Below are 12397 nucleotides of genomic sequence, written 5' to 3' on the forward strand. Positions count from 1 at the left end.
CCTCTAATTGTGGTAAAAATTATTTATGCAAGATCATAGTGGTAGCCTCACAGGCCTCGCAATTGTCGTATTGGGCGCGTTGGCGTGCGGTATTGCCATGCGTAGCTTCAAACAACCCCCTGTACTCGGGTACATTCTTGCTGGCGTCCTCTTAGGACCAACAGGCCTTGGTTTGGTTGAGAACCGCGACAACATCTCCACACTTGCCGAACTTGGCGTTCTCATGTTGCTGTTCGTCATTGGTATGCACCTCTCTCTTCGCGGCATAAAAGAAGTCTGGAAAGTTGCAGTCATTACCACCGCAGCACAGATTGGCGTCGGAGTTGGAGGCATGCTTGCTCTTGGCGCATTGATGGATTGGAGCTTGGAACTCAGCTTGTTTTTTGGCTTTGTTTTTGCGCTTTCAAGTACGGCCGTTGCCGTCAAAATGCTTGAGGAGATTAATGAATATAACACCCGCATTGGCCAGGTCACCATTGGCATTTTGATTGCTCAGGACCTTGCTGTCGTTCCTATGATGTTATTCGTAAGCTCCTTTGGGAACGAGGCTGGAATTGGTAGCGATGCTTTTATCAAAGTTGGTGTTTCAATTGCCCTTCTCGCTGTACTTTTTATCTTTTTAAGTAAAAAACGCGGCCTGCAAATTCCCTTTGCCCGCGCCATTGGTGATAATGAAGACCTCACACCCTTAGCTGGTATGGCTTTTTGTTTTGGAGCTTCAGCTCTTTCCGGCTTGCTTGGTTTGTCCGCAGCATACGGTGCATTTTTAGCAGGTTTGATTCTGGGAAACTCAGCAAGCCACAAGGTAATGTCACGGCAAGTAGGCCCAATCCAAAGCATTTTGCTTATGGTATTTTTCCTCTCCATCGGCATGCTCTTGGATGGCCAATACATCTGGAACAACCTTGGACTGGTCTTTATGTTGGTTCTTTTTGTTGCTGTGTTTAAAACTGCGCTGAACATCACACTTATAAGATTTCTAGGTGAAACTTGGCCGCGAGCCTTTTTGTCCGGCGCTCTGCTCGCCCAACTTGGTGAGTTTTCCTTTATCCTAGCCGCCTTGGGTGTTGGGGCAGGCGTATTGGGAGACGATGACTATCGTCTTGTCGTTTCCGTAACCGTTATCTCTTTATTTACAAGCCCCTTTTGGCTTTTCACCGCAAGAAGATTACATCAAATCAAAAAGCTCGGCATCACTTCGGGCGCGGAGACCATGCGCCTAACATATGGTCCTGAGGTCGGCGCTATCATAAGAACAACTTCTCTTGCTGAGAGAACTTTTCAAAAAATATTTGGCAAATGGTTACAAACAAAAGATCAGGTTACATCAGAAACTCCGAATGCTCAGGATCCCGACAGCACAAATATAATTGAGACCAGTGACACGAGCCTTGCCAAAAATTCAAAAACATCCCCTGCGAAAAAGAATATTAATCCAGATTAAAAATGCCTGATTTTTCAAAAGAACGAGAAATTGCGAAAGAGTATGATCTTAAAAACGCAATTATTGTGGGCGTTGACGAAGTTGGGCGTGGCCCCTGGGCTGGCCCTGTTGTTGCTGCAGCGGCATGGCTCAATCGTAAAAGACTCCCGAGAAAATTGGTTGCCCTGCTTGATGATTCAAAAAAGCTCTCAATAAAAAAACGCGAACAAATCGACACACAACTCCAATTATTAAATAAAACTGGTGTTGTTAAAATTGCTCTCGGCGAGGCATCAATTGAAGAAATTGATGAAATAAATATTCTCCAAGCATCTATGCTCGCCATGCAGCGGGCTATCACCAACTTGAGCCGACCTCCCTTCGCTCTTCACCCTGACGCTATTTTAATCGACGGAAATCGGCTCCCCGAACTACCTTGCCCTGGGAAAGCCGTTGTTAAGGGTGACAGCATTAGCCTCTCAATTGCCGCCGCTTCCGTGGTCGCCAAAGTAAATAGAGACCGGCAAATGCATCAATTATCGATTCAATACCCAGGATATGGCTGGGAAAGAAATCAGGGGTACGGAACACCCGAACATCAGGCCGCCCTACTAGATCTTGGGGTTACACCTGCTCATCGTCGCACATTTCGTCCTATCCGGGAGCGACTCGAGCTAACCGACTGACTCTTATGACTCTTTACTTGACTCTTACGAGAAAAATCACTTGACCGCGACTCCAAGGTGACTCAAAATGGGGGACTCGAGTCAAGAGGAGTCTACCTTAGTGAAGAAAAATGTTGTCCATCTCGGTGAGTGTGTCGAGATCATGAACAGCTTACCTGAAAAGTCAGTTGATGTGATCTTTGCGGATCCTCCGTATAACCTGCAGTTAGCGGGTGAACTTACACGTCCGGACAACTCCAAGGTTGATGCCGTCAATAACGATTGGGACAAGTTTGATAGCTTCCGGGCTTACGACGAGTTCACCTGGAAATGGCTTCAGGCGGCACGCAGAGTTCTAAAAGACAATGGTACACTCTGGGTCATTGGCAGCTACCACAACATCTATCGCGTCGGGGCCTTGTTACAAAACTTGGATTACTGGATGCTGAACGATGTCATCTGGCGCAAATCAAACCCAATGCCAAATTTCCGGGGTCGACGCTTTACGAATGCCCACGAAACCATGATTTGGGCCGCAAAGTCTAAAACGTCTAGGTACACCTTTAATTACGAATCCATGAAGGCGTTAAACGACGACATACAAATGCGAAGTGACTGGCTCTTGCCTATTTGCAATGGCGGAGAGCGCCTAAAAAATAACGACGGCGACAAAGCTCACCCTACCCAAAAGCCAGAATCCTTACTTCACCGGGTCATCCTTTCTTCGACGAAACCCGGTAACGTTATTCTCGATCCTTTCTTTGGCACGGGCACAACAGGTGCTGTCGCCAAACGATTGGGCCGCAGTTATATTGGTATTGAGCAAGACGAAGAATACGTCAAGATTGCTGAAAAACGAATTTCACAAGTTAAGCAACTTGATGATATTGATCTTGTAACCATCGAACAAAAACGCGAACAACCCAGAATTCCATTTGGTACCCTCCTTGAACGCGGGCTATTGGAACCAGGAACGACCCTTTACGGACCAAAGAAAAAATTCTCCGCAAAGGTTCGAGCCGATGGCAGCCTAATATCAAAAGAATTCCAAGGCTCGATTCATAAGGTTGGTGCCATGGTTCAAGGCGCATCAGCCTGTAATGGCTGGACCTACTGGCACATGGATGCCGAGGGGAGTGAAGTCTCTATTGATGTCCTCCGCCAACAAGTTCGCGCAGAAATGACGAACTAACTTTCTCATCCATATTAACTATAATAAAAAAGCCCGCATGAGCGGGCTTTTTTATGTTGAATTAAGTAGATAATTTAGCATGCCGAAGTATTTTTTTCATCACCGTTGGCAGGGCCAACGCTCCAAAGTCATCTTCACTGTGCCAACTCGCCCCCAGCTCCTTTGCAAGCCTAGATACATCTTGCGAAAACTCTGCACTGCGCACCACAATCTCAAAGTGAAAATGGGTGAAGGTATGTTTAACAATCCCTTGAAAGGAATCCCACTCGGCCAGGACCTCCAACGTCGGATCAAGTAGGGGGTCCTGCCCTTCTAACCAGCCACTCGTTGGCACCTCTGTCATCCCGCCGAGCAACCCTTTATCAGGTCGGCGGCGCAGCAAGACACGCCCTTTGTTGTCCTTAAAAACATAAGCATAGGTTCGACGTGTCGGCTTTATCTTTTTTGGAGCTTTTTTGGGCAAATCTGCCGCAATACCCCCCTTACGACCCTTGCAATTTTCCTGGATGGGACAAATCACACACGCAGGAGAGCGGGGCGTACAGATTGTTGCGCCAAGGTCCATCATCGCCTGCGCATAATCTCCTGAACGTTGAGCTGGTGTTTGCTTCGCAGCACAAGCCTTCATCTGCCCCTTCACCCCAGGCAAGGGGTCTTTAAGGGCATAGAAACGAGCAATCACACGCTCCACGTTACCATCAACAACCGTTGATGGTTCATCAAACGCAATTGCTGAAATCGCCGCAGCGGTGTAGGGACCAACCCCAGGCAACACCAACAAATCTTCTTCATTATTCGGGAACACTCCGCCAAAATCTTCAGAAATCATTTTGGCACACCGATGAAGATTCCGTGCACGCGCGTAATAGCCAAGTCCTGCCCACGCACTCAAAACCTTATCGAGTTCCTCTGCGGCAAGTTCATGAACAGTGGGCCATAAATCCAAAAACTTAAGATAATAAGACTTCACCGTTACAACAGTTGTCTGTTGCAACATAATTTCGCTTAACCAAACATGATACGGGTCTGTAAATTGTCGCTCAGGATTTGCGCAGCGTTGCCTCGGCGACAACCGCCAAGGTAGATCACGTGCGTGCTTGTCGTACCACGGCAACAGACTCTCAGAAATCATCCCCAACTCTTCCCCACCACACACTCAGGTCAAACCTCGCTTTTAAAATAAGAACTAACACATAAAAATGATGCGAATCGCCACTGTCAAATAAACAGGACTGGACTATACTGCGTCTCAATCCGGTTGGGATCAAATGAACTCAATGGACTGAATGGCCAGAAAGAACGCGTAGAAATAATGGTTAAAGCCCCTACAAAGAAAAAGATCCCTAGAACAAGGCCCGGTATAAGCCCGAGTACCAGTAAGGGAACAAAAACGATATCGAGCACAAAACCAGAGAATGACATTCCCATTCGCCGCCAAAAAACCATGCGTCCGATCGCCGCCTCCCTGCCCCGTCTAACAAAACAACTTACAGGAAAAAGAGGTTTTGCCGAGGCAGGACTAATAGAAGATTGGAGCGCCATTGTCGGCAAGGAGCTCTCCACTCAATGCCTTCCTATCAAATTGCGTTACCCAAGCCAAGGTGTGCGTAATGATGGCACTCTACTGATCAAGGCCGATCCTGCTTTTGCCCTCGTAATTCAACAACAAGCACCGCAGTTAATTGAACGGGTAAACAGTCATTTTGGGTATAGGGCAATTGCTAAGCTCTCCATACAGCAAGGGCCGCTTTATAAAGTTGAAAGAAAAACGCCCCCAAAATTACCTATGCTCAATAAAATTGAACAACAGACGATCCAAACCGAATTCGCAGACGTTAAAAACGAAGCCCTTAGGCTATCGTTGGAACGAATTGCCCAAACGCTAAAGGCAAAGAACAAGATCAATAAAAAGTGATCCGACCACATTGCCCTATTGCCGCCACAGTTACCACTAGACTAGATTACCAATAATAAGACACACATATTTTCTTAGCAGTTCAGGAATTTTACAGACAATGAATAGACGGCTTTTCATCCGTAATGCTGCAACTTTTGCCCTAGGCTTTCCTCTCGCAGCATCCCTTACCTCCGTCACATCGGCCCATGCTGCAGGAGAAGTGACAGATCAAGATCGTATTCTCGGTGACATTAATGCCCCGGTCACAATAATCGAATACGCCTCTCTCACCTGTCCACACTGTGCTAATTTCCACGAAACTATTATGCCTGATATCAAGGCAAACTGGATTGATACCGGAAAAGCCCGGCTGGTTTACCGTCACATGCCTTTGGATGGTGTGGCCTTACGCGGTTCGATCATCGCTGAGTGTTTTGAAGATGACCGTTACTTCCCATTCTTGGAATTACTCTTCAAACAGCAAAAAGTATGGGCCTTTGGTGAAAACCCAATGGATGGTTTGCAAAAGATCGCCCTACTCGCAGGCATGAACAAAGAACGCTTTGAGGAATGCCTGAACAACAAAGAAGTTGCCAACCGCATTATTACTCAAGCCCGCGACGGGAAATCTGTCTTTGGCATCAACTCAACCCCAAGCTTTGTCATTAATGGCGAAGTTTTTGCCGGCGGCAGAGATTACGATGCTATGAACGATCTGCTCGAAGACGCAAGCTAAGTCTCTTTTGGCAAGAAAACAAAAGGCCTCTTGATGTCTCAAGGGGCCTTTTTTTGTGCTCGATCAGTCTCATTTCTGGCCTATACCCTAACAAGAGATCGTTCCCCGCTGTTGCAGAGATATACTCTTCAAGCTACTCTTTTCATTATGACAACTGAAACAACGGCATATATCCGTAAGGTTCGTCCTGACGGGGGGATATACCAAAAACCGGAGATCCGCACAGTTGGTACAGTTTAAAAAACTACGCCTCAGCGGATTCAAATCCTTCGTAGATCAGACAGAACTTCTGATCACTTCAGGCATGACCGGGGTTGTCGGACCGAATGGATGCGGCAAATCCAATCTGGTTGAAGCCCTGCGTTGGGTTATGGGGGAAACGTCCGCCAAACGGATGCGTGGCAGTGAAATGGACGACGTCATCTTTGCCGGATCAGCAACACGCCCGGCCCGAAACATTGCCGAAGTCAGCCTTCTCCTTGATAACAGCGACCGGACTGCCCCGGCGGCCTTTAATAATTATGAAGAAATAGAGGTTATTCGACGCATTTCACGGGGCAGTGGATCGAACTACAAAGTGAACGGTAAAGATGTCCGCGCCCGCGACGTGCAGCTTCTCTTCGCTGACGCCGCCAGTGGCTCACAATCCACGGCCCTCGTAAGCCAAGGGAGAATTGGGGAAATCATCAATGCCAGACCTATTAGCCGCCGCGGCCTCCTCGAAGAAGCTGCGGGAATTACCGGCCTGCACTCCCGACGCCACGAAGCAGAGCTAAGATTAAAAGCGGCAGAAACCAATCTTGAGCGACTGGAAGATGTCGTCCTTACCCTTGATGCCCAGCTTCAAGGCCTCAAAAAACAAGCCCGACAAGCTAATCGTTACCGAAACCTTGCCCAGCTCATTAGGCAACATGAAGCCATATTGCTTCATTACGAATCCGTTGAGGCTAACAGCCTTCTTTGCCACGCTGAAGAACAACTCAAAATTGCCCAAAACAGTGTTTCTAAAAAAACAAAGATAGCAGCTCAAAAATCAACGGCACAAGTAACAATTGCCGCGACACTACCTTCCCTTAGAGAAACAGAAACATCAGCGGCAACTCAGCTCCAGAAGCTTCTCGTTAGCCAAGAAAACCTTCAACAAGAAGAACGGCAAGCAATAACGGCTCTCTCTCAAGCACAAGAGTTACTCGCCCAGTTAAATAAAGACAAAGAACGCGCAGCCAGCATAAATAAAGATGCCTTGGACGCCGAAAAGCGCCTCACAAACGAGCACTTTGAAATTGAACAAAAAAAACAAAACCTTGCTCAAGATCAAAAAAAGATCGAAGAATTATGTAAATCAAACGCAAGTGAGGTCGCTGAAACCGATGGACAGATTGCACAAATCGGGGCACAGATTGCCACAAATGAGGCACAGACATCCAGCTTAACTCGGCAGATTTCAGAGTTCTCAAATCAAACTACTCGCCTAGAACAACTTATAGAGAATCAACAAAAATTAACCTTAGATCTTTCTTCAAAACAAAAAAGTGATTCGACCTTAACTGAAATAAATCAGCACCTAGACCAAGCTGAAACCAATCTCAATCACACCAAAAACCAAGCAACAAACGCTGAATTGACATTACAAACCCTCCGCGAAGAAGAGGGAGAAACAAGAGATGCACTTCAAGAGACACAAAATAATTACCAAAAAATAACGGCAGAGTTTGAGGCCCTGACAAAGATGCTTCATCACGAAATTGGTGGTGTTTCCGATCCCATCCTTGAAGAATTGACCGTAAAGTCTGGATATGAAAAGGCATTGGGAGCAGCATTGGGCGAAGATCTAAATGCAGGATCGCAAGAAGAAGCCGTTGCTCATTGGCACGATCTCCCCCTAAGAACAGGTCTTCCTTCTCTCCCCCAAGGCATCCCTTCTCTGCTTGAGGTCGTGACAGCACCGGTACGGTTACACACTCGCCTCTCTCAAATCGGGTTAATCGAAACCGGGGATATAACTAAAGACAGCTATGCCCAACTTGCCCCTGGGCAACGCTTAGTATCACGTGAAGGAACCTTGTGGCGTTGGGACGGATTAACTATTCGCGACGACGCACCATCCTCTGCCACAGTCAGATTAGAACAGAAAAACAGATTAGAAAAACTTCATCATCTGAAAGAAAAAGCCCATAACATTTTTATACGCGCGCAGAAGAAACACTCCAAAATAAAAAGCCAGTTAGAAAAGTCATTGGAACAAGAAAAAGATCTGCGGGAGAAAACTAACAAAGCCTTCAACGATGTCTCAGCTTTAAAAAACAAACAAATTGAACTCACCAGAGAAAAAGATCACCTCGTCCATCAGCTCAATGTTGCAGAAGAAAACATCGGGCGATTAAACCAAGACCACAAGGAAACCCTCAACCATCTGGAAGAAATAAAGAACGAATTAAAAAATTTACCCAATCTTGAGAATGAAAAAAATCGAATATCAAACTTAAAAAGAAAGCTCTCTACAAACAGACAGGCGCTCGCATCCAACAGGGCCAAGCTTGATCAGTTTAAGCATGATACCAACAGGCGGAAACAGCGTCTTGCCAATATTAAGGAAGAGCTCATATCCTGGACACGACGCACAAAAGAAGCGAAGCAATACTTAAGTGAAATCGATACCCGAATTCAACGGATCGAATCAGAGATTAGTATCTGGAACAAAAAGCCCGACCAGCTCCAACAACAGCGCACAGCCTTAACAATATCGCTCAAACGAGCCGAGAACGAACAAAAAGAGGCAACCGAGGCTCTCCGAGTGTCAGAATTACAACAAGCGGAAATAGATCGACAGCTTAGAGAATCTGAACAAAGCCTGTTCCAAGCTCGAGAAATCATGATTCGTGCAGAATCCGAAGTTTCCCAAGCAAAACAATCCGTGGGAGTGCTGATTGATCGTGTAAGAGAAAGGTTAGGCTGCTCTCTCGAAAAAGCACTCTCCATTGCAGAAATCAAACTTGACGAAAATCTTCCCTCCAAAGAAGATGTCACCAGAAAACACGCCCGATTAACCTCTGAGCGTGACAATATGGGACCTGTGAATCTTAGGGCAGAAAAAGAGGCCGAAGAACTCGATACTCAAATCAAGACAACGTTAAGTGATAAAGAAGACCTCCTTCTCGCAATTAACAAGCTTCGTCAGGGCATCGCCAATCTCAACAAAGAGGGTCGCGAAAGACTTCTCAAGGCCTTCAATCTTGTGAATACACATTTTTCCGAACTTTTTGTACGTCTTTTTGGCGGCGGACGAGCCTATCTCGCCCTCACTGACGCTGAGGACCCCCTACAAGCAGGGTTGGAAATTATGGCAAGTCCGCCTGGAAAGCGCCTCCAAGTTATGTCGCTTTTGTCTGGCGGAGAACAAGCACTTACTGCTTTATCACTTTTATTTGCGGTCTTCTTAACGAACCCCGCTCCTATCTGCGTTTTAGATGAAGTTGACGCTCCTCTTGATGACGCAAATGTCGATCGCTTTTGCAAGCTTGTTGAAGAGCTTGTTCAAAGCACATCCACAAGGTTTTTAATCATTTCGCACCACCGCATGACGATGGCCCGTGTTCACCGTTTATTTGGCGTCACGATGAGTGAACGCGGGGTCAGTCAGCTGGTTTCGGTAAATTTGGAAACGGCTGATGAATTAGCAGAAGAAACAAATCCTGACAAATAGGAAACCTAGAGGATTTATCCTTGAGAGCCCCCTTACTGCTTTATAGTGACCAGTATGTAAGTTTCTATTTGCATCAAGCATTTACCACCAAAGTTATTAGCGCCTAATGCACGGCTCTCAAGCCCTTCTACTCAGTTACAATAAAATTACGGTGCACTTGATCACGAATTAGGGCGAAAACAGGGCGGTTTCTCTCTTGACATAGCTATGAACCTACCAGTATGTTGCGCCCGCGTTTAACAGGTGCTACTTCAGCTCAATTAGTAGCCATCAGGAGGGCTAAAATATGCCAAATCCTGAAGATCATTCGTCTTTGACGGACTTGGATAAAAGACTGCGCGCGGCTCGCGAGCGTCATGAACAGGTAAATAATCCTGTATCCAATAATCGAGCTGAGGCGGCAAGCGGTATGGCGGTAGGTTTCCGCATATCGGTTGAAATAGTTGCAGCTCTGATCATGGGCTTCGGGATTGGTTATTATCTCGACATATGGTTAGGGACAAAACCTTGGTTGATGATTATTTTCTTCTTCCTTGGTATCGGGGCGGCCTTTGTAAATATACTGAGGGTCGCTAAACAGTTAGAAAACAAGAAGCATCTTCGCGATAATCGTGAAGATGACGCAGAGTAAATTAGAGGGGATGACTCGTGGCATCAGGTTCAATCGACCCAATGCACCAGTTCGAGATACAATCGCTTGTGTCCATACAACTAGGTAATTACGATATTTCCTTTACCAATTCAGCCCTCTTTATGGCGCTGTCTACTGTTCTAATTACAGGATTTCTTGTCTATTCAACCCGCGGACGGGCATTGGTTCCCGGTCGTTGGCAGAGCATGGCAGAGATGAGTTACGAGATGGTTGCAAACCTTCTCCGGGATAACGTCGGTTCAGCCGGCCGTCAGTACTTCCCGTTTGTCTTCTCGCTCTTCATGTTTATCCTTTTTGGAAACATTATTGGTCTCGTACCGGGAACCTTTACCTTTACCAGCCATATTGTAGTTACTTTTGCGATGGCAATTGTTATCTTTTTAGCTGTTACGGTAATCGGATTTGTCCGCCATGGAACAGGTTTTCTTCGCCTTTTCTTCCCACACGGTGCGCCGTTGTGGACTGCGGTCATCTTGATCCCGATCGAACTAGTTTCTTATCTATCACGACCCATCAGCCTGTCTGTGAGACTTTTTGCAAACATGGTCGTTGGCCACGTTCTACTGAAAGTCCTTGGCGGTTTCTTGATTATGCTTGGCGTGTTTGGCGTTTTTGTTTTGCCAGTCCTCGTCAGTATTCAAGCGCTGGAACTCTTGGTGGGGGCGTTACAAGCTTACGTCTTCACTATCCTGACTTGTATCTACTTGCATGATGCGATCCATCTGCACTAAGAACATTTCAGAAATCGATTTATTTTTTATCTATCTAACGCTCAGCGTTATAAGGAGCTCGAGAACTATGGAAGCAGAAGCTGCAAAACTCATTGGTGCTGGTCTTGCTACTCTTGGTATGATTGGTGCAGGTGTTGGTGTTGGTAACGTATGGTCAAGCTATTTTCAGGCGATTGCTCGTAACCCAGCGTCTAAAGACGAAATTGGTGCAAACATCTGGATCGGCTTTGCTGTTACAGAAGCTATCGCACTATTCTCACTACTAGTTGCTCTGATCCTTCTGTTCGTCGCTTAATCGAAACAGATTGTTAGGCCGATATTCACAGATATCTTTGATGTCTGGTTGTGTGTCGGCCTATCAGACTTTTATCTGATCCGATTTTGATAACTGAACAAGGCGTGTAGCACGATGCCACAATTTGAACAAATCGATACGTTCGTAAGCCAAATCTTCTGGCTTATCGTTACCTTCGGTGCGCTCTATTTCCTGATGGCCAAACTTGCATTGCCACGTCTTACTTCCATTTTGGAAGAACGTGAAAACAGAGTTTCTGGTGATCTGGAAAAAGCAGAACGCTTAAAGCAAGAAGCTGAAGAAGTCCTTTCGGATTATCAAAAGGCTATTGCAGATGCGCGAGCTTCTGCTCTTGCGGCTCTGAAAGAATCTGCAGATGAAATCGCAGCAATTGGTGCTAAACGCCAGGCTGAATTCGACGCTCAACTCGCAGACAAAACCCAGATCGCAGAAGACAAAATTAATGCTGCTCGTAGCGAAGCAATGGAGCACATCAAAGATGTGGCTGTTGAGGTTGCTGCTGCAGCAACTGGCAAACTCCTAGGGTCTGATGTGACCGAGTCCAAAGTCAGCAAAGCTGTTGACGATGCACTGGGAGGGAAAGGCTAGTTATGGAATTCTTAAATAATCCTGGTTTTTGGGTTGGCGTTTCTTTCTTTATGTTTGTGTTCATTGTTGTTGTTAAAGGCGGCAAAGGAATCGTTGCTAGCTTAGACGCACGTGGCGAAGCTATCCGCAAGACACTTGATGAAGCTCAAAAATTACGAGAAGAAGCCCAGAAAACTCTTGCTGAATATAAACGCAAGCAACGTGATGCATTGAGTGAAGCAGAAGAAATCATTGAGCACGCAAAACAGGAAGCCAAACGCCTCCATGTCGAAGCTGCCAAGGATCTCGAAGAATCACTAAAGCGTCGCGAACAACAAGCAATGGACAAAATTACTCAAGCAGAAACTGCTGCTCTGAATGAAGTCCGCAATCAAGCTGTTGAAATTGCTATGGCTGCAACAAAAAATCTTTTGACGGCCAGCATGACAAAAGCAAAATCCAAAGCATTGTTAGACGATTCAATCAATTCTCTTGGTGATAAATTCCACTGATTT

At 46.1% G+C, this 12397-nt stretch carries 12 protein-coding genes; 11 read left to right on the forward strand and 1 reads right to left on the reverse strand.

Going from position 1 to position 12397, the window contains the following annotated elements; genetic code table 11:
• The first annotated feature begins 25 nt into the window (after nucleotides 1-25).
• The 3 genes from ACFSKO_RS01785 (at nucleotide 26) to ACFSKO_RS01795 (ending at nucleotide 3280) form a co-directional block, all read left to right on the forward strand.
• Nucleotides 26-1444, forward strand: a complete 1419-nt coding sequence (locus ACFSKO_RS01785) for a cation:proton antiporter (RefSeq protein ID WP_380247781.1) — start codon at nucleotides 26-28, stop codon at nucleotides 1442-1444.
• Between the two features lie 2 nt (nucleotides 1445-1446).
• Complete coding sequence (locus ACFSKO_RS01790; protein ID WP_380247783.1) at nucleotides 1447-2109, forward strand: ribonuclease HII; 663 nt, start codon at nucleotides 1447-1449, stop codon at nucleotides 2107-2109.
• A 67-nt stretch (nucleotides 2110-2176) separates the two neighbouring features.
• On the forward strand, nucleotides 2177-3280 hold the full coding sequence (locus ACFSKO_RS01795) for a site-specific DNA-methyltransferase (RefSeq protein WP_380247785.1): 1104 nt from the start codon (nucleotides 2177-2179) through the stop codon (nucleotides 3278-3280).
• A 61-nt stretch (nucleotides 3281-3341) separates the two neighbouring features.
• Here ACFSKO_RS01795 and mutY read toward each other — a convergent pair whose 3' ends face one another.
• Nucleotides 3342-4412 (reverse strand): A/G-specific adenine glycosylase, encoded by a 1071-nt coding sequence (mutY, locus tag ACFSKO_RS01800; protein WP_380247787.1) that lies wholly within the window; start codon nucleotides 4410-4412, stop codon nucleotides 3342-3344.
• A 180-nt stretch (nucleotides 4413-4592) separates the two neighbouring features.
• Here mutY and ACFSKO_RS01805 point away from each other — a divergent pair, with 180 nt between their 5' ends.
• The 8 genes from ACFSKO_RS01805 to ACFSKO_RS01840 all read left to right on the forward strand — a co-directional run bounded on the left by ACFSKO_RS01805 (nucleotide 4593) and on the right by ACFSKO_RS01840 (nucleotide 12394).
• Nucleotides 4593-5195, forward strand: a complete 603-nt coding sequence (locus ACFSKO_RS01805; RefSeq protein ID WP_380247789.1) for a DUF721 domain-containing protein — start codon at nucleotides 4593-4595, stop codon at nucleotides 5193-5195.
• 100 nt (nucleotides 5196-5295) lie between these two features.
• Nucleotides 5296-5913: a DsbA family protein gene (locus tag ACFSKO_RS01810; protein ID WP_380247791.1), complete on the forward strand. Its 618-nt coding sequence runs from the start codon at nucleotides 5296-5298 to the stop codon at nucleotides 5911-5913.
• Between the two features lie 226 nt (nucleotides 5914-6139).
• On the forward strand, nucleotides 6140-9616 hold the full coding sequence (gene smc, locus ACFSKO_RS01815; protein ID WP_380247793.1) for a chromosome segregation protein SMC: 3477 nt from the start codon (nucleotides 6140-6142) through the stop codon (nucleotides 9614-9616).
• 286 nt (nucleotides 9617-9902) lie between these two features.
• On the forward strand, nucleotides 9903-10247 hold the full coding sequence (locus ACFSKO_RS01820) for an AtpZ/AtpI family protein (RefSeq protein WP_380247795.1): 345 nt from the start codon (nucleotides 9903-9905) through the stop codon (nucleotides 10245-10247).
• A 41-nt stretch (nucleotides 10248-10288) separates the two neighbouring features.
• Nucleotides 10289-10999, forward strand: coding sequence for a F0F1 ATP synthase subunit A (locus ACFSKO_RS01825; protein ID WP_380249418.1), 711 nt, complete (start codon nucleotides 10289-10291; stop codon nucleotides 10997-10999).
• Nucleotides 11000-11066: 67 nt separating this feature from the next.
• Nucleotides 11067-11294, forward strand: a complete 228-nt coding sequence (locus ACFSKO_RS01830) for a F0F1 ATP synthase subunit C (protein ID WP_269423962.1) — start codon at nucleotides 11067-11069, stop codon at nucleotides 11292-11294.
• A 114-nt stretch (nucleotides 11295-11408) separates the two neighbouring features.
• On the forward strand, nucleotides 11409-11903 hold the full coding sequence (locus tag ACFSKO_RS01835; RefSeq protein ID WP_380247797.1) for a F0F1 ATP synthase subunit B family protein: 495 nt from the start codon (nucleotides 11409-11411) through the stop codon (nucleotides 11901-11903).
• A gap of 2 nt (nucleotides 11904-11905) precedes the next feature.
• On the forward strand, nucleotides 11906-12394 hold the full coding sequence (locus ACFSKO_RS01840) for a F0F1 ATP synthase subunit B family protein (RefSeq protein ID WP_380247799.1): 489 nt from the start codon (nucleotides 11906-11908) through the stop codon (nucleotides 12392-12394).
• The last annotated feature ends 3 nt before the right edge of the window (nucleotides 12395-12397 follow it).

This window comes from Kiloniella antarctica, from assembly GCF_042682825.1.
Classification (GTDB): domain Bacteria; phylum Pseudomonadota; class Alphaproteobacteria; order Kiloniellales; family Kiloniellaceae; genus Kiloniella; species Kiloniella antarctica.

Coding starts and splice junctions, on each gene's coding strand:
- ACFSKO_RS01785 (WP_380247781.1), top strand. CDS start 26: ATGCAAGATCATAGTGGTAGCCTCACAGGCCTCGCAATTGTCGTATTG.
- ACFSKO_RS01790 (WP_380247783.1), top strand. CDS start 1,447: ATGCCTGATTTTTCAAAAGAACGAGAAATTGCGAAAGAGTATGATCTT.
- ACFSKO_RS01795 (WP_380247785.1), top strand. CDS start 2,177: ATGGGGGACTCGAGTCAAGAGGAGTCTACCTTAGTGAAGAAAAATGTT.
- mutY (WP_380247787.1), bottom strand. CDS start 4,412: ATGATTTCTGAGAGTCTGTTGCCGTGGTACGACAAGCACGCACGTGAT.
- ACFSKO_RS01805 (WP_380247789.1), top strand. CDS start 4,593: ATGGTTAAAGCCCCTACAAAGAAAAAGATCCCTAGAACAAGGCCCGGT.
- ACFSKO_RS01810 (WP_380247791.1), top strand. CDS start 5,296: ATGAATAGACGGCTTTTCATCCGTAATGCTGCAACTTTTGCCCTAGGC.
- ACFSKO_RS01820 (WP_380247795.1), top strand. CDS start 9,903: ATGCCAAATCCTGAAGATCATTCGTCTTTGACGGACTTGGATAAAAGA.
- ACFSKO_RS01825 (WP_380249418.1), top strand. CDS start 10,289: ATGCACCAGTTCGAGATACAATCGCTTGTGTCCATACAACTAGGTAAT.
- ACFSKO_RS01830 (WP_269423962.1), top strand. CDS start 11,067: ATGGAAGCAGAAGCTGCAAAACTCATTGGTGCTGGTCTTGCTACTCTT.
- ACFSKO_RS01835 (WP_380247797.1), top strand. CDS start 11,409: ATGCCACAATTTGAACAAATCGATACGTTCGTAAGCCAAATCTTCTGG.
- ACFSKO_RS01840 (WP_380247799.1), top strand. CDS start 11,906: ATGGAATTCTTAAATAATCCTGGTTTTTGGGTTGGCGTTTCTTTCTTT.